A 16,386-nucleotide genomic window follows, 5' to 3' on the forward strand; every position below is an offset into this window, starting at 1 on the left:
AGTGTGGGCACTGCACGAGCGCGGTCTCGCCCGCGACGTCATCGACGTCGCCTCGGTCTCCGAGCCGTACGGTTTTCGCGAACTCGAACACCTCGCCCGCCGGTATGACGAGGGCTTCTCGCTCGCCGAGCTGGTGATGCGGCTGGAGTTCGTCGCCCTGATCGCCGACGAGGACTTCGAGGCCCACGGCGTGCGGGGCGAGCGGCTCTGGGAGATCCGCCGGTTCGCCGGCGCCTGGGTGGAGGACATCGGGCTGCGCCGCGCGGAGGAGGGCGACATCGACTACGACGACGTCCCCGACCCCGACTGAGGAACGAGGGGAAAGCGGCGGCACGGTCGTGGTGAGCTTTCGAACCCGTGCATATCCGGCCGCGCGCCGGGCAGATGACGGCCCTGCCTGCCTAAGGGGTGCTGATCATGGGTCTGATGGATAAGTTCAACCTGCGAGAACTGAAGGCCAGGGTCAAGCGGAGGCCGGCCGGACGGACGGGCGACCGCCGGCCGGCGGCTGAGGCCAGAACCGAGGAGGCCGAGGCGAGGCTGCTGAAGACCCAGGACGAGATCCTGGACACCGTCGCGGAGATGCGCAGGGAGTACGGCGTCCGCCGCCACTGACCCCGCTCGCCGGTGTCCCGCCGATGGGCCCCTTGCCGAGCCGGCTCCGGATCGGCGGGGCACCGGTACGCGGCGGCCGCTCCCTGGACCGGCCCCGGGAGGGGTGGTTTTTCCCCGCACCGCTCATCACTTAATGAGTAGAAATTTCAAGAATTCCGCCTGGTCGTACATAGACAGAACATATGTCTGTTTCGCTATAGTCCGAAGGCATTGTAGGGGCGCGAGTGGACCAATCCTTTTAAAGGTGGGCGAATGACAAGCCTCGATTCAGCGACATCCGTGGTCCGGTCGGCGATCGCCGAGGTGCTGAGCGTACCGAGCGATCAGGTGAAGCCGGGGGCCACCATCGCCGACCACCAGATCGACAGCCTGGAATGGGTAGAGATCTCCGTCATCATCGAGGAGAAGCTGGGCATCCAGCTCGACCCCAGTGACTTCGCCGGGGCGCAGACCGTCGCCGACATGGCGGGCGTACTGCACGCCGCGCTGGCGGCCCGGTGACGCGCGTCGTCGTCACGGGTCTGGGGGTCAAGAGCCCGGCGGGCAACACGGCGGGGGACGCCTTCGCCACGGTGCTCGCGGGCAAGTCGCTCGCGACCGCCATCCCCGAACTGGCCGACGCCCGGGTGCCGGTCTCGATCGGGTGCCCGCTGGCGCCGTTCGAGCCGGATGACTACTTCGGCGGGCGCGAGCTCCGGACCCTCGACCGGACCTCCCAGATCGGCCTCGCCGCGGCGATCGACGCCGTCGCCGACGCGGACGGCCTGCCCGCCGAGGGCTGCGGGGTGTACGTGGGCACCGGCGGCGGCGGGTTCGCCACCCTGGAGAACCTGATCGTGGGGCACACGCTCGGCAGGGAGAAGGTGCCGGTCCATGCGGTTCCGACGCTGATGTCCAGCTCGACGGCCTCGCGCGTCGCCATCAGGTACGGCTTCAGGGGGCCGTGTCTCACCTTCAACACGGCCTGCGCCAGCGGGGCCACCGCGATCGGCGAGGCGCTGCGCGCGATCCGCTCGGGCGTGGTCGGCTCCGCCGTCGCCGGGGGCCTGGACGCGCTGCTCTCCCCGCTCGCGATGGAGGCCTTCGCCCGGGTCGGCGCCCTGTCGGAGCGGACGCACGCCCCCTCGGAGGCGTCCCGCCCGTTCGACGCCGACCGTGACGGCTTCGTCATGGGGGAGGGCGCGGCCTTTCTGGTACTGGAGCGCGCCGACCTCGCCGAGGCGCGGGGCGCCCGTGTCTACGGCGAGGTCAGCGGCTACGCGGCCAACTGCGACGCCAACCACATCGTGGCGCCGCTCAGGGACGGCTCGGTGGCGGCCGGGTGCATGCGCGCCGCCCTGCTCGACGCCGGACTCGACACCGGCGACGTCGGGCACGTCAACGCCCACGGGACCTCGACCCCGCACAACGACAGCGCCGAGGCCGCCGCCCTGCACGCGTGTTTCGGTGGCCGTACGCCCCCGGTGACCTCGACCAAGGGCGTGACCGGCCACCTCGTCGGCGGCGCGGGCGCGCTGGAGGCGGTCATCGCCCTGCTGTCGGCCCGAGAGGGCCTGATTCCCCCGACCGCCAACTTCGCGGGCGGCCCCGAGGCCGACCTCATCGACATCGTCTGTGCCGAGCCCCGGTCCGTGGCCGTCGCCCCCGTCCTGTCCAACTCCTTCGGCTTCGGGGGCAGCAACGCCTGCCTGGTCCTCACCCCCTCCCTGGATTCCTGACATTCCGTACGGCCCCGCCGGCCCGCCGTGAAACGGCGCCGAGCCGACGGGGCCTTCGCCGACCCCCTGATGTCAACTTTGGTTAACAAGATTGGTGACGTCACCGACTTTCGCTACGAAATATGGCGAAGGCGCTCGGGACGGACTCGTGCGAGGTAAACAGGAAAAGCGGCCGGAGGTCGATCGCGTCGTTTCGAAGGGGGAGCGCATTGTCCGAGACCGCGTCCTGGCGGTTGCTGGTCGCCTATTTAGGGCCCCACCGGAAAACCCTGCTGCTGGGCGGGGTGCTCAGCCTCGTCGGCTCGCTGGCCGGATTGGCGATGCCGCTCCTGGCCAAGACGGTCGTCGACGCCTTCGGCGAGCAGCGCTCCCTGCTCGGCCCCGTGCTGGGGCTGACCGCCGCCGTGCTGGTGGGAGCCGGCCTCGGCGCGCTGGGCAGCTACGTGCTGGAGCGGATGGGGGAGAGCATCGTCTTCTCCGCCCGCCGCGGCCTGGTCGACCGGATGCTGCGGCTGCGCGCCTCCGAGGTCGACCGGCTCAAACCCGGTGACCTGATGTCCCGGGTGACCTCAGACACCACGCTGTTGCGCGCGGTGTTCGCCAACAGCGTGGTCGAGACGGTCAGCTCGCTCTTCATGCTCGTCGGAGCCGTGGTCATGATGGCGATCATGGACTGGGCGCTGCTGCTCATCACGCTGGGAGTGCTGGTCCTGGTCGGCGGGCTCGTCGGTCTGGTCCTGCCCCGTATCCAGCGGGCCTCGACGCAGGCCCAGATCGCGGTCGGCGAGATGGGCGCGGTCCTGGACCGGGTGCTCCAGGCGTTCCGTACCGTCAAGGCCAGCGGTGCCGAGGAGCGGGAGATCGCCGCGGTGACCGAGGCGGCCCGCGAGGCGCGTGACCGGGGCATCGCCGTCGCCTGGCTGACCTCGATCGCCGGTATCTCGGCGTGGGTCTCCGCGCAGCTGGCCTTCGTGGCCGTGCTCGGCGTGGGCGGCGCGCGCGTCTCCTCGGGCACGCTGGAGGTCTCCTCGCTGATCGCCTTTCTGCTCTACCTGTTCTACCTGGTCGCCCCCATCGGCCAGCTGGTCCAGGGCTTCACGCAGTTGCAGAACGGCCTGGCCGCGGTGCGGCGGATCCGCGAGATCGAGGAGCTTCCCGCCGAGCAGACGGGCGGCAAGGTCTACGAGGTCGGGAGCACTCCGGCCTGGGTCTCCTTCGAGAACGTCGTCTTCCGCTACGGCGACGACAGGCCGATCATCCACGACGACGTCTCCTTCGAGGTGCCCGCGGGCGGGCTGACCGCCCTGGTGGGGCCGTCGGGCGCGGGCAAGTCCACTGTCTTCGCCCTGCTGGAGCGGTTCTACGAGCAACAGTCGGGGACGATCAGGATCGACGGCCGGGACATCGGGGACTGGCCGCTGGCCGAGCTGCGCGCCTGCCTCGGCTACGTCGAGCAGGACGCGCCGGTGCTGGACGGCACGCTCAGGGAGAACCTCGTCTTCGCCGCGCCGGGCGTGGAGGAGGCCGACATCAGGCGGGTGCTCGCCCGCACCCGCCTGGAGGACCTGGTCTCCAGGCTCCCCGAGGGGCTGGACACCAGGGTCGGTCATCGGGGGATCCTGCTCTCCGGCGGTGAGCGCCAGCGGGTCGCCATCGCCCGTGCCCTGCTGCGCAGCCCCCGGCTCCTGCTGCTCGACGAGGCCACCTCCCAGCTCGACGCGGTCAACGAGCTGCGGCTCCGCGAGGTGATCGCGGAGGTGGCGGCGGAGACGACGGTGCTGGTGATCGCACACCGTCTCTCCACGGTGACCGGTGCCGACCGGATCGTGGTGATGGAGGCGGGCCGGGTGCGGGCCGTGGGCACCCACGACGAGCTGCTCGGTGACGACGCCCTCTACCGCGAGCTGGCCGCCACCCAACTCCTGCTGCCCGGCTAGTCCCGCCGCTCGGCGGCTGTCCGGCATGGTGAAGGCAGCGCGGTGGTTCTGGCGTGGTTGTGTAAATTCATATCGTTCACAAAGGAATAATTCGGACACCGGGCCGATGGCCTGATTCGCCATCCGGCGAACCGGGCATCCCCGCCTGTGCGAAGCCTCTCCTTCGCACCGGGGGTGCCCATCGGGCGCGCGCCGCATTCGATCTCCCGATCCCGTCCGTGCGGGACGAAGATCGGGGCGCGACGATCGTTACGGCCACCACCGGGGGGGTGTCGCGGGTGTGCCGCCCGCGACACCCCCTGCCGTGACACCCCTTCCCGGGTTGACCTGTAGCCTCCAGGTGACAAATATGAATGTATTCATTCATTCTTGATGGGGAGGTCCGGGCATGACCGGCAGCCGGGTTGTGCGCGCGCCGCGCGGTACCACGCTCACCGCCAAGGGATGGCCGCAGGAAGCGGCGCTTCGTATGATCCAGAACAATCTGGATCCCGAGGTGGCCGAGCATCCGGAACAGCTCGTCGTCTACGGCGGCTCGGGCAAGGCCGCCCGCGACTGGCGCTCCTTCGACGCGATCACCCGCACCCTGACCAACTTGGCGGGTGACGAGACGCTGCTGGTGCAGTCCGGCCGTCCCGTCGGCGTGTTCCGCACCCACGAGTGGGCCCCGCGGGTGCTCATCGCCAACTCCAACCTGGTGCCCGACTGGGCCGACTGGGAGGAGTTCCGGCGCCTGGAGGCCGCCGGACTGACCATGTACGGGCAGATGACGGCGGGCTCCTGGATCTACATCGGCACCCAGGGCATCCTGCAGGGCACCTACGAGACCTTCGGCGCCGTGGCCGCCAAGCGGTTCGGCGGGAGCCTCGCGGGGACGATCACGCTGACCGCCGGGCTCGGCGGCATGGGCGGCGCGCAGCCGCTGGCCGTGACCATGAACGGCGGCGTGGTGATCTGCGTCGACTGCGACCCCAGGTCGATCGACCGGCGGATCGAGCACCGCTACCTGGACGTCCGCGCCGCCGACCTCGACGAGGCGCTGCGCCTGGCGTACGAGGCCCGCGACCAGCGCAGGCCGTTGAGCATCGGGGTCGAGGGCAACGCGGCCGAGATCGTGCCCGAACTGCTCCGCAGGGGCGCCGAGATCGATGTCGTCACCGACCAGACCTCCGCCCACGACCCGCTGATGTACCTGCCGATCGGCGTGGCCTTCGAGGACATGGCCGACGAACGGGAGAAGGACCCGGCGGGCTTCACCCGCAGGGCCCGCGAGGCCATGGCCAAGCACGTGGAGGCCATGGTCGGCTTCCAGGACGCCGGAGCCGAGGTCTTCGACTATGGCAACTCGATCCGGGGCGAGGCCCGGCTGGCGGGTTACGGCCGCGCGTTCGACTTCCCCGGTTTCGTGCCCGCCTACATCCGGCCGCTGTTCTGCGAGGGCAAGGGCCCGTTCCGCTGGGCCGCGCTCTCCGGCTCCCCCTCCGACATCGCCAAGACCGACCGCGCGATCCTGGAGCTCTTCCCTGACAACGAGCCGCTCGCCAGGTGGATCCGGCTGGCCGGGGAGAAGGTCCACTTCCAGGGCCTGCCCGCCCGTATCTGCTGGCTCGGATACGGGGAGCGCCACCTGGCCGGGGAGCGGTTCAACGACATGGTGGCCTCGGGGGAGATCGAGGCTCCGCTGGTGATCGGCCGCGACCACCTCGACTGCGGCAGCGTGGCGAGCCCGTACCGGGAGACCGAGGGCATGGCCGACGGCTCCGACGCGATCGCCGACTGGCCGCTGCTGAACGCCATGCTCAACGTCGCCTCCGGTGCCGCGTGGGTCTCCATCCACCACGGCGGCGGTGTCGGCATCGGCCGCTCCATCCACGCCGGCCAGGTCACCGTCGCCGACGGCACCAGGCTCGGTGCCGAGAAGCTCAACCGGGTGCTCACCAACGACCCGGGCATGGGGGTCATCCGTCACGCCGACGCCGGCTACGACGAGGCCGTCGCCGTGGCCGAGGAGCGAGACGTCCGCATCCCGATGCGCGAATCCTGACCGGAGGCGCGGGTCCCGGCCGGACGCTCGGGCTCCGGCCGGGGCGCGCCGGCCCAGATCGGGAGATACCCGCACCGATCCGCCCACCGTGTCCCGATCCCGGGGGTGAATCCTGCCGGCGCCGCTCACCCCCGCCCCGCCCGGGTGTATGAACTACAACGGGGCGGGGTGGGGAGGGGAATGCTCGTGGAGTGTCGAGCGGTTGGAGAGGGCGTGGGGGACGGACTCGATCAGCTTCTGGAGGGGCGGCGGCTGTCGCCGGTGCAGCGGCGGATCGCGCGCTACCTGGGCGACCACCTGTCCGAGGCCATCTTCCTGTCCAGCGTGGAGCTGGCCGAGCGGGCGGGGGTCAGCCAGCCGTCGGTGACGAGGTTCGCGATGGTGCTCGGTTTCACGGGATATCCCGAGCTCAGACAGGCGCTGCGGCCCCTCGTCGTGGGCGGGCGGAGGCCGTCGCGGGCCAACGACCTGCAGGCGGCGATAGATGTGGAGATCGACAACCTGCGGAGCGTACGCGACGCGCTGGGCGACCCTTCCGACATCTCGGAGCTGGGTGCCAAGCTGGCGGGATGCGAGCCTCTGCCGGTGGTGGGCCTGCGGGTGTCGAGCGGGCTGGCCACCACGTTCGCCTACTTCGCGCGCCGGATCCACCCTGACGTCCGCCTGCTGACCCACGGCGGTTCCGAGCTGGCCGACGGCCTGTACGCGGCGCGCCGCGCGGGGGCGAGCTGGCTGGTCGCGGTGATCCTGCCCCGCTACCCGGCCGAGGCCCTGCAGGCGCTGCGTGGCGCCCGGGACCTGGGCCTGCGTACGGCGGTGATCACCGACCGGCGGGACGTGCCCTTCGAGGCCGACGCGGTCCTGGCCGCCCCCGTCGGCGAACGGCTGGTCTTCGACTCGCACGCGGCGCCACTGGCCCTGGCCATGGTGCTGGTGGAGGCCATGGCGGACGCGGCGCCGCTGCGCACGCAGGCCCGGCTGGAGGAGTACGAACGGATGACCGACCAGGCGGGGGTCTTCACCGAACGGTTCGGCTGACATCCGCGCCCGGGCGAGAGCGGGAGCATCCGGCCGCCGGTTCCGCCGAGGCCGGTGAAAAGCCGCGGAGCTAACCGGCGATCCGGTTCATCGAGCCGACCGACCAGCGCAGGCTGATCGCGGACAGGGCCAGGATGAGACCGAAGGCCAGCGGGATGGAGCCGTCGGAGAAGTCGCCGTCGAACAGCGCCCGGCCGGCCTCGACCGCGTGGTAGAGCGGGTTGAACTGCGCGACGGCCTGCATCCAGCCGGGGGCCAGCGACATCGGCAGCATGATGCCGGTGAGCAGGATCAGCGGCACCGCGAAGAACTGCATGATCTGCGACATGCCGTTCTCGTCGCGCAGCGCGAGGGCCGTGCCGTAGGAGAGCCCCGAGGCCAGCAGGCCGGTGGCCGCCATGAGCAGCAGCATCACCGCCAGCCCGGGGAGGCTGGCCCGCATGCCCATCAGCGTGGCCAGCGCGATCACCAGCAGGGCCTGGACGACCAGCACGATCATGTCGCGCAGGGTGCGCCCCAGCACGATCGCGGGGCGCCATGCCTGGCTGACCGCAAGCCTTTCCAGGTAGCCGTTGCGGATCTCGCCGATCATGCCGAAGCCCACGAAGAGCGAGCCGAACAGGGCGACCATCATCATCACGCCCGGTGTGAACATCCGCAGCGTGTCGCCCGTGCCACCGCCGACGCCGGTGTTGGCCACCAGCGGCGCGAAGAGCAGCAGGTACAGGATTGGCTGCAGCAGGCCGAACAGCGGCCAGACGGGGTTGCGCAGCGTCTGCCCGAGCTCCTGGCCCAGGAACAGCATGGTGTGTCGGAACACGGGGGGTCCTTGTCGGTTCGAAGGGGCGTCGGTCAGGCCGCGTCGCGCAGGGAGCGGCCGGTGTGGCGCAGGAAGACGTCGTCGAGCGTGGCGCGGTCAAGGGAGATCGACCGGATCGGCAGCCCGCCGCCCTCAAGGGTGCGGAGCAGGTGGGGCAGGTTGTGCTCGCCGTCGTCGAGGTAGGCGCGCAGCACGCTTTCCTCCTCGTGGACCTCCTTGATGTAGGGCTCGGAGGTGAGGAGCCTTCGTGCCTCGAAGGCCCGGTCCAGGCGGAGCGTGACGACGTCTCCTGCGATCTCCTTCTTGAGGTCGGCCGGAGTGCCCTCGGCGACGACCCTGCCGTGGTCGATGATGGCCAGCCGGTCGCAGAGGGCGTCGGCCTCCTCCAGGTAGTGGGTGGTCAGCAGCACGCTGGTGCCCCGCTCGCGTAGGGCGCGGACCTCCTCCCACAGGCGGGCGCGGTTCTGCGGGTCCAGACCGGTGGTGGGTTCGTCGAGGAAGAGCAGCCGCGGGCGGTTGACCAGGCCGACGGCCAGGGCCACGCGCCGCTTCTGGCCGCCGGACAGCGTTCTGACGGGCCGGTCGGCGACCTCGGTCAGATCGAGGGCGGTGAGCAGTTCCTCGCTCCGTGCCCCGGCGTCGGCGCGGGACATGCCGCCGATCCGGGCGGCCAGGATCAGCTCGCCGCGGCCGAGGGCGTTCTCGTTCACGCCGCCCGCCTGGCCGACGTAGCCGATCTTCTCCCGTACCCTGGCCGCCTCGGCGGTCACGTCGTGGCCGGCCACCCGGGCGCTGCCCGAGGTGGGGGCGACGAGAGTGGTGAGCATCCTGACGGTGGTGGTCTTGCCCGCGCCGTTCGGGCCGAGCACGGCGAAGATCTCGCCCTCGGCGACGGACAGATCGACCCCTCTCACCGCCTCGACCTGTTCGGCCCTGCCGCGCCCTCGCCGGGCGGTGAAGGTCTTGCGCAGGTCGTGCGCTTCGATGATCATTTTTCTCCGTTTCGGGGGTGCCGGTAAGGCTCAACGGGGCTTGCGGAGAGCGGGTCCCTCCGTGAGAGGGCTCGGCGTGAGGGGGCGGATCAGGGCAGGTCGCCGTCCTTGACCTTCGCGACCGACTCTTCGATCCAGTCGAGTTGCGCCTGGAACTGGTGGATGTTGAGCCGGAGGCACTCGTCGATGTGCCGGGGGGCTCCGTAGCCCTGCTTGCCGCCCAGGGCCCGCCGCATCATCGAGATGGACGCCCGCAACTGCTCGGCCCTCGTCTCCATGGCACTGACCAGATCGGCCGGGGAGAGCCGGTCCATGAAGGTGAGCGCGACCTGGAAGGGGTCGACGATCGGCTTCACGAACCACCAGCTGTTCATCAGTTGCTGCTGGAAGTCGGCCCGTCCGGTCTCGGTGATGCCGTAGACCGTCTTGCCTCCCCTGCCCTGCTCGATGATCTCCAGCAGCCCCTCCTCCGCCATCTTGGCCAGGCCGTGGTAGATCGAGCCGTAGGCCACGTTGGCCCAGTTGTCGGCGCCCCACAGTTCGAGGCGGCGCCGTACCTCATAGCCGTGCAATGGATTGTCGAGCAACACGCCGAGCAGTAGAACACGAGTGGAGGACATATACAAATTTTTATTAAAATTTGTATATGCTGTCAAACATGCGAGAGATCAGGCGTGACGACGACGGCGCCCTCATGGGTTTCATCCGCTCCGATGGCGAGGACTGGGAGCCACTGACCGTGTTCGGTTACCCGCTCGGGGCGTCGCGCTCGGAGGAGGAGGCGCTGGAGGAGGTGCACCGGTCCGGGCTGGAGGTGCTGATGAGGCCCTGGCGGTTCCTGGAGGACGGTGAGTGGTACCGCTGCGTGATCGTGGAGGCCGCGGCCGACGCGGTCACGGTCCGCCCGAACGACTTCCGCTACCCGCGCGAGAACACCGTCGCCGTGACGCTGGAGCGCCCCCGGCCGGAGGTCTTCCAGCCCGAGTAAGGTGATCGACATGCCTGTACGTCCGACCGCACTGGTCACCGGTGCCTCGCGAGGGGTCGGCGCCGCGATCGCCCGCGCCCTGGCCCCCACCCATGACCTGCTGCTCGGCGGCCGCGACCCCGAGGCGCTGGCCGAGATGGCCTCCGCCCTGCCCGGCGCGCGGCCCTGGCCGGTGGAGCTCACCACCGTCACGGAGGCCGACGTCGCCGCCATCGACCGGCTCGACGTGCTGGTGCACAGCGCGGGCGTGCTGCACCTGGGGCGGGTGGAGGAGACCCCGGCCGAGGTGTGGCGGCACACCATGGAGGTCAACGTGATCGCGGTGGTCGAGCTGACCCGGCTGCTGCTGCCCGCTCTGCGCGCGGGGCGCGGTCACGTGGTGCTGATCAACTCCGGCTCCGGACAGCGGGCCAGCGCTGGTTGGGGCTCCTACTCGGCGAGCAAGTTCGCGCTGCGCGCCTTCGCCGACGCGCTCCGCCTGGAGGAGCCGGAGCTTCGAGTGACGACGATCTACCCCGGACGGGTCGACACCGACATGCAGCGTGAGGTACGGGTCCGAGAGGGCGGTCCCTACCAGCCGGAGAGGTACCTGAACGCGGACTCGGTGGCCAGGGTGGTGCAGGCGGCCCTGACCGCGTCACCCGACGCCCACGTCACCGAGATCACCGTTCGTCCCGCCGCAGGCCCCCTGAACTGAGGGGGCCGTACGGCTTCTCGCCCGGCGAGGCGGAGCGGCTCCGCGGGACAGGGAATCGGGTGAAGGTGCGGCGGACTCGCCAATGAATGGGATCATTCACATAATGGGAGGGTGTTCGACGAGATGTGGGGTGCCATCGAGCACCTCGGACGTGATGGCCGGACCCGGGGCTACCTGCGAGACGCGTGGTCGCCGGCGGATCTGGAGCTTCGGCGCTGGTTCGGACAGGAGGCGGCCAGGCGCGGCCTCGACCTGAGGGAGGACCGTAACGGCAATCTGTGGGCCTGGTGGGGTGACCCGTCGGTGCGGCCGGGCGTGGTCACCGGCAGCCACCTCGACTCGGTACGGCAGGGCGGCGCCTTCGACGGCCCCCTGGGAGTCGTGTCGGCCTTCGCCGCCCTCGACCTGCTGCGGGCCAGGGACTTCCGGCCCGCGCGCCCCCTGGGGATCGCCTGCTTCAGCGACGAGGAGGGCGCCAGGTTCGGCGTCCCGTGCGTCGGCTCCCGCCTGCTGACCGGAATCCTGGACCCGGACAGGGCGCGCGCCCTGACCGACGACGAGGGCGACTCGCTGGCCGAGGTACTGCGCGGGGCCGGACGCGACCCGGGCGCCCTGGGCCGGGACGAGGAGACCCTGCGGCATGTCGGGGTCTTCGTCGAGCTCCATGTCGAGCAGGGCAAGGACCTGGTCCACCGGGACGCGCCGGTCGGCGTCGCCTCGGCCATCTGGCCGCACGGCCGCTGGCGGTTCGACTTCCACGGCCAGGCCAACCACGCCGGCACCACCAGGCTGGCCGACCGCGACGACCCGATGCTGCCCTTCGCCCGTACCGTGCTCCACGCCCGCCAGGCCGCCGAGCGCGGCGGTGTGGTCGCCACCTTCGGCAGGATGCGCGTGTCGCCCAACAACGCCAACGCCATCCCCGGACTGGTCAGCGCCTGGCTGGATGCCAGGGGCGGGGACGAGGACGCGGTCAGGGCGCTGGTCGCCGAGCTGACCGAGTTCTCCGGTGCCGAGGTCACCGTCGAGTCGTGGACCCCGGTCGTCGACTTCGACGCGGTCCTGCGCGAGCGGGTCGCCGCCGCCGCCGGGGGCGCCCCCGTCCTGCCGACCGGGGCCGGACACGACGCGGGCATTCTCGCGTCCGCGGGCGTGCCCAGCGCGATGGTGTTCGTCCGCAATCCGACGGGCATCTCTCACTCTCCGGACGAACACGCGGAGACGGCCGACTGCCACGCGGGGGTCACCGTTCTCGCCGCGGCCTTGGAGGACCTGTGCGCGAGCTGAACTACTGGTGCGAGCTGGCCTGGCTGCCACCGGGTGAGGCCGTCGCGGGAGTGCTCGTCAGGGTCCACGACACGGTGATCTCCGAGATCGTCACCGGTGTGGCGACCCCGCCCGGCGGAGCCGTCCGGCTGGCCGGGCTGACCATCCCCGGCTTGGCCAACGCGCACTCCCACGCCTTCCACCGCGCCCTGCGCGGGGTGACGCAACGGGAGAAGGGCAGTTTCTGGACCTGGCGCGAGCAGATGTACGAGGTGGCGGAGACCCTCGACCCCGACTCCTATCTCAGACTCGCCAGGGCCGCGTTCGCCGAGATGGCGCTGGCCGGCATCACCTGTGTCGGGGAGTTCCACTACCTGCACCACGGTCCGGGCGGCAGGCGCTACGACGACCCGAACACCATGGGCCACGTGCTCGTCCAGGCGGCGCGCGAGGCGGGGCTGCGCATCGCGCTGCTGGACGCCTGTTACCTGACCGGTGGCGTCGGCACCCCGCTGAGCGGTGTCCAGCTGCGGTTCGGTGACGGCGACGCCGACGGGTGGGCGGCACGGGCGGAGGCGCTCACGACCCACTACCGGGGCGATCCGGACGTGGAGATCGGTGTGGCCGTGCACTCGGTCCGTGCGGTCAGGCCCGAGCAGATCCCCGTGGTCGCCGAGTTCTCCCGCCACCACGCGGTCCCGCTCCACGCCCATGTCTCCGAGCAACGGGCGGAGAACACCGCCTGCGTGGAGGCGTACTCCGCGAGCCCGGTCCAGCTGCTGGAGGCGCACGGCGCGCTCGGCCCCCGCTCGACCGCCGTGCACGCCACACACCTGTCGGACGTGGACGTCGCGCTGCTCGGCGGCTCCGGCACGCGCGTGTGCATGTGCCCCACGACCGAGCGCGACCTCGCCGACGGCATCGGGCCGGCCAGGGCGCTGTTCGACGCGGGGTCGCCCATCACGCTCGGCTCGGACAGTCACGCGGTCGTCGACCTGTTCGAGGAGGCCCGCGCGGTCGAACTGGACGAGCGGCTGGCCACCGAGCGGCGCGGCCACTGGTCGGCCGCCGAGCTCCTGCACGCCGCCACGGCGGCGGGACACGACTCGCTCGGCTTCGCCTGCGCGGGCATGCTCGTCCCCGGCGCGTGGGCCGACCTGGTGTCGGTGCGCTTGGACTCGGTCCGTACAGCGGGCGCCTCCCCGGCGCACCTGGCCGAGACCGTCGTGTTCGCCGCCACGGCCGCCGACGTGCACTCCGTGGTGTCGGGGGGCCGCCACGTGGTCACCGAGGGCAGGCACGTACTCGGCGACGTGGGCGGCATGCTCACCCAGGCGATCATCGAGGCACGAGCGGGGAGGTCGGTATGACGAGCGAGGACCGGCAGGTGAGGAGCACCCTCTTCGATCGCATCGGACTGCTCTACACGGGCGATCCGGCGCGGGAGGAGATCGAGGACGCGGCACTGGTGGTGCAGGACGGCGAGGTGGTGTGGGCGGGGCCCGCCGGTGCGGCTCCCTGCGCCGACGAGCGGGTGGACGTGGACGGGCGCTGCGTGATCCCTGGGTTCGTCGACAGCCACGCCCACCTCGTCTTCGCGGGCGACCGCACGGCCGAGTTCGCCGCCCGCATGGCGGGCCTGCCCTACACGGCCGGTGGCATCCGCACCACGGTGTCGGCCACCCGCGCCGCCTCCGACGCCGAACTCGTGACGCTCACCGCCGCCCTGGTCTCGGAGATGCTCGCCCAGGGGACGACCACGGTGGAGATCAAGAGTGGTTACGGCCTCACGGTCGAGGACGAGCGCAGGTCCCTGGAGATCGCGCGGGGGTTCACCGAGGAGACCACCTACCTGGGCGCGCACGTGGTGCCCCCCGACGCCTCCTCGGCCGACGAGTACGTCCGCACGGTCACCGGGGAGATGCTGGAGGCCTGCGCGCCGCACGCCCGGTGGGTCGACGTGTTCTGCGAGCGCGGCGCCTTCGACGCCGACCAGAGCAGGGAGATCCTCCTCGCCGGGATGAAGGCGGGACTGCTGCCGAGGATCCACGCCAACCAACTGGGCGCGGGCCCCGGGGCGCGGATCGCCGCCGAGGTGGGTGCGGCCTCCGCCGACCACTGCACCCATCTGAGTGACGACGACGTCTCGGCGCTGTCGTCGGCGGGAGTGGTGGCCACCCTGCTGCCCGGCGCGGAGTTCTCCACCCGCTCGCCCTACCCGGACGCCCGCCGCCTGCTGGACGCCGGGGTGACGGTCGCGCTGGCCACCGACTGCAACCCGGGCTCCTCCTTCACCTCCTCGATGCCCTTCTGCGTGGCGTTGGCGGTCCGCGAGATGCGGATGACGCCGCTGGAGGCGATCAGGGCGGCCACCTACGGCGGGGCCAGGGCGTTGCGCCGCGGGGACGTCGGCACGCTGCGCGTGGGAACCAGGGGGAATCTGGTGATCCTGGACGCCCCGACGTACGTCCATCTCGCCTACCGGCCGGGGGTGCCGCTGGTGACACAGGTGTGGAAGGAGGGACGCCGTCTGGTTTAGCCCTCTTTGCCGGGGGCAGCCGTGGGCCTTGTCGCGGCGTCGGGAGGCATCCTCCCTGAGGAGGAGTTCAGAACCATTCTCCAGGCGTACTTCTTGAGGGAATCTTTGCTCTGATCCAGCCGTTGAAAAGTCAAGCGACGTGTCCGCGCGCATGGGGCGTTGAGCGAGCGGGTGGACACGTCATAAGCAGCCGGAGCGAGGTGCCATCGAATGGCAAGGCCGACGGGGAATCGGACGCAGGATCAGCATGTCTCTGACAGGGACCTGCTCGGAACCTACCTGGCAGAGATTGGCAGGGTGCCCCTGCTCACCGCGGAGGAAGAGGTGGAACTCGCCAAGCGGATCGAGGCGGGTCTCTTCGCTGAGCAGTTGCTGGACGGCGGGTTGACGGAGCCGCGGATCGCGGACGCCGCCGATGAGGAGCTTGAGCGTTTGGCTGTTTCCGGACGAAGGGCCAAGGATGAATTCATCCAGGCCAATCTACGTCTTGTGGTGGCCGTCGCGCGCAAATATTCAGGGCGGGGAATGCCGCTGATCGATCTGGTCCAGGAGGGAAACCTGGGATTGGTTCGCGCGGTTGAGAAGTTCGACTACCGGCGCGGTTACAAGTTCTCGACTTATGCCACCTGGTGGATCCGGCAGTCCGTGGGGCGCGCCATCCACGAGCAGGCCCGGCCGGTCCGCCTGCCCACCCACGCGGGTGAGCAGATGACCAGGCTGATGCGGGTCCGCCGGGACATGCTGGCCGAGTTCGACGCCGAGCCGACCGACGCCGACCTGGCGGCGGTGCTCGAACTGCCCATCGAGCGGGTCCGCGAGCTCCGCCGCTGGGCCTCCGACCCCGTCTCCCTGCAGCTGGGCGTGGGCGACGAGGACGAGACCGAACTCGGCGACATGATCGCCGACGACACGTGGGCCGATCCCGAGCAGCAGGCGATGGACGTCCTTGAGCGCGAGCGTCTGGAGGAGTGGCTGACGGGGCTGGAGGGGCAGACCCGCGAGATGCTCCGCTGGCGCTACGGCCTGATGGACGGCCGCGAGCACACGCTGACCGAGGTCGGCGAGCGCTACGGCATCGGCAGGGACCGCGCCCGCCGCATCGAGCGCGACGCCCTGGCCCGGCTGCGGAAGATGGCCACGGCGGCCTGAGCCGTCTGCGATCCGGCACGCTCCCTGTGGGGCGTGCCGGATCGTTTTTCTGGGTGTGCTTTGGTTCTGTGCCCGTTGCGGGTGCTTTGGTTCTGTGCCTGCTGCGGGTGCTTTGGTTCTGTGCCTGCTGCGGGTGCTTTGGTTCTGTGCCCGCTGCGGTGCTTTGGCGCTGTGTCCGCTGCGGTGGGCGGGCGTTCCGGGCGGCCGTCTCAGTTGCCGTCCCGTGGTTCAGGCCTCTGGCCTGCTCGGGCGCTGTGGTTCCTGGCTTCTTCCAAGCCGCCCGGAACGCCCGCCCACCTCCGCTGCACGCCGTCTCGCCGTACGGCGTGCGGGCCGTAGCGGGTTTCTTTCCGGCCGTCCGGTGTCCTGTGCGTGGCTGAAGCGATCTCTGCGGGGCCGTTCGGGCGAGGCGCCGTAGCTGAAGCGCCACTGCGGGAAGGAGCGCGGGGCCGGGCCGAGACAGGGACAGGGCTGGGCCGAAGGCGCGTGGTGTTGACGACGCGCGAACCGTGACCCCCTGACGACGGGCGAATGCTGACCCCCTTCAGTCACTCTGGAGGGTGATCAAGGTGGAAGACTGGGC

Annotated in this window: 16 protein-coding genes; 13 read left to right on the forward strand and 3 right to left on the reverse strand. The window is 70.8% G+C overall.

The genetic code is table 11. From position 1 onward, the window contains the following. The first annotated feature begins 1 nt into the window (after window position 1). From ABT061_RS31670 to ABT061_RS31700, 7 genes are all read left to right on the forward strand, one after another. Window positions 2-310: a hypothetical protein gene (locus ABT061_RS31670; RefSeq protein WP_350924866.1), complete on the forward strand. Its 309-nt coding sequence runs from the start codon at window positions 2-4 to the stop codon at window positions 308-310. A 116-nt stretch (window positions 311-426) separates the two neighbouring features. After that, on the forward strand, window positions 427-615 hold the full coding sequence (locus ABT061_RS31675) for a hypothetical protein (RefSeq protein ID WP_350924868.1): 189 nt from the start codon (window positions 427-429) through the stop codon (window positions 613-615). Between the two features lie 252 nt (window positions 616-867). After that, window positions 868-1,116, forward strand: coding sequence for an acyl carrier protein (locus ABT061_RS31680; RefSeq protein ID WP_084195145.1), 249 nt, complete (start codon window positions 868-870; stop codon window positions 1,114-1,116). Beyond that, complete coding sequence (locus tag ABT061_RS31685) at window positions 1,113-2,333, forward strand: beta-ketoacyl-[acyl-carrier-protein] synthase family protein (RefSeq protein ID WP_350924870.1); 1,221 nt, start codon at window positions 1,113-1,115, stop codon at window positions 2,331-2,333. Before ABT061_RS31680 ends, ABT061_RS31685 begins: the two co-directional genes overlap by 4 nt. A 209-nt stretch (window positions 2,334-2,542) precedes the next feature. Then, the gene (locus ABT061_RS31690) at window positions 2,543-4,270 is read left to right on the forward strand and encodes an ABC transporter ATP-binding protein (protein ID WP_350924872.1); all 1,728 of its coding nucleotides are present in this window, start codon (window positions 2,543-2,545) and stop codon (window positions 4,268-4,270) included. Window positions 4,271-4,658: 388 nt separating this feature from the next. Beyond that, window positions 4,659-6,314, forward strand: a complete 1,656-nt coding sequence (gene hutU / locus ABT061_RS31695) for a urocanate hydratase (RefSeq protein WP_350924874.1) — start codon at window positions 4,659-4,661, stop codon at window positions 6,312-6,314. Between the two features lie 213 nt (window positions 6,315-6,527). Next, on the forward strand, window positions 6,528-7,352 hold the full coding sequence (locus ABT061_RS31700; protein ID WP_350924876.1) for a MurR/RpiR family transcriptional regulator: 825 nt from the start codon (window positions 6,528-6,530) through the stop codon (window positions 7,350-7,352). 70 nt (window positions 7,353-7,422) lie between these two features. Here ABT061_RS31700 and ABT061_RS31705 read toward each other — a convergent pair whose 3' ends face one another. The 3 genes from ABT061_RS31705 to ABT061_RS31715 all read right to left on the reverse strand — a co-directional run bounded on the left by ABT061_RS31705 (window position 7,423) and on the right by ABT061_RS31715 (window position 9,784). Next, window positions 7,423-8,172 (reverse strand): ABC transporter permease, encoded by a 750-nt coding sequence (locus ABT061_RS31705; RefSeq protein ID WP_350924878.1) that lies wholly within the window; start codon window positions 8,170-8,172, stop codon window positions 7,423-7,425. 32 nt (window positions 8,173-8,204) lie between these two features. Beyond that, a complete protein-coding gene (locus ABT061_RS31710) occupies window positions 8,205-9,164 on the reverse strand; it encodes an ATP-binding cassette domain-containing protein (RefSeq protein WP_350924881.1) in 960 nt (319 codons plus the stop codon). Between the two features lie 89 nt (window positions 9,165-9,253). Next, a complete protein-coding gene (locus ABT061_RS31715) occupies window positions 9,254-9,784 on the reverse strand; it encodes a PadR family transcriptional regulator (protein WP_350924883.1) in 531 nt (176 codons plus the stop codon). Window positions 9,785-9,822: 38 nt separating this feature from the next. Here ABT061_RS31715 and ABT061_RS31720 point away from each other — a divergent pair, with 38 nt between their 5' ends. The 6 genes from ABT061_RS31720 (at window position 9,823) to ABT061_RS31745 (ending at window position 15,803) form a co-directional block, all read left to right on the forward strand. Beyond that, window positions 9,823-10,152 (forward strand): hypothetical protein, encoded by a 330-nt coding sequence (locus ABT061_RS31720; protein ID WP_350924885.1) that lies wholly within the window; start codon window positions 9,823-9,825, stop codon window positions 10,150-10,152. Between the two features lie 10 nt (window positions 10,153-10,162). Beyond that, the gene (locus ABT061_RS31725; protein ID WP_350924887.1) at window positions 10,163-10,849 is read left to right on the forward strand and encodes an SDR family oxidoreductase; all 687 of its coding nucleotides are present in this window, start codon (window positions 10,163-10,165) and stop codon (window positions 10,847-10,849) included. Window positions 10,850-10,972: 123 nt separating this feature from the next. After that, the gene (locus tag ABT061_RS31730) at window positions 10,973-12,136 is read left to right on the forward strand and encodes an allantoate amidohydrolase (protein ID WP_350924899.1); all 1,164 of its coding nucleotides are present in this window, start codon (window positions 10,973-10,975) and stop codon (window positions 12,134-12,136) included. Continuing rightward, window positions 12,124-13,485 (forward strand): formimidoylglutamate deiminase, encoded by a 1,362-nt coding sequence (locus ABT061_RS31735; protein ID WP_350924889.1) that lies wholly within the window; start codon window positions 12,124-12,126, stop codon window positions 13,483-13,485. Before ABT061_RS31730 ends, ABT061_RS31735 begins: the two co-directional genes overlap by 13 nt. Then, a complete protein-coding gene (hutI, locus tag ABT061_RS31740; protein ID WP_350924891.1) occupies window positions 13,482-14,654 on the forward strand; it encodes an imidazolonepropionase in 1,173 nt (390 codons plus the stop codon). Before ABT061_RS31735 ends, hutI begins: the two co-directional genes overlap by 4 nt. Before the next feature lie 210 nt (window positions 14,655-14,864). Beyond that, a complete protein-coding gene (locus ABT061_RS31745) occupies window positions 14,865-15,803 on the forward strand; it encodes a sigma-70 family RNA polymerase sigma factor (RefSeq protein WP_343972014.1) in 939 nt (312 codons plus the stop codon). Window positions 15,804-16,386 lie beyond the last annotated feature (583 nt).

Source organism: Streptosporangium sp. NPDC002544, assembly GCF_040295965.1.
In the GTDB taxonomy this organism is placed as follows: domain Bacteria; phylum Actinomycetota; class Actinomycetes; order Streptosporangiales; family Streptosporangiaceae; genus Streptosporangium.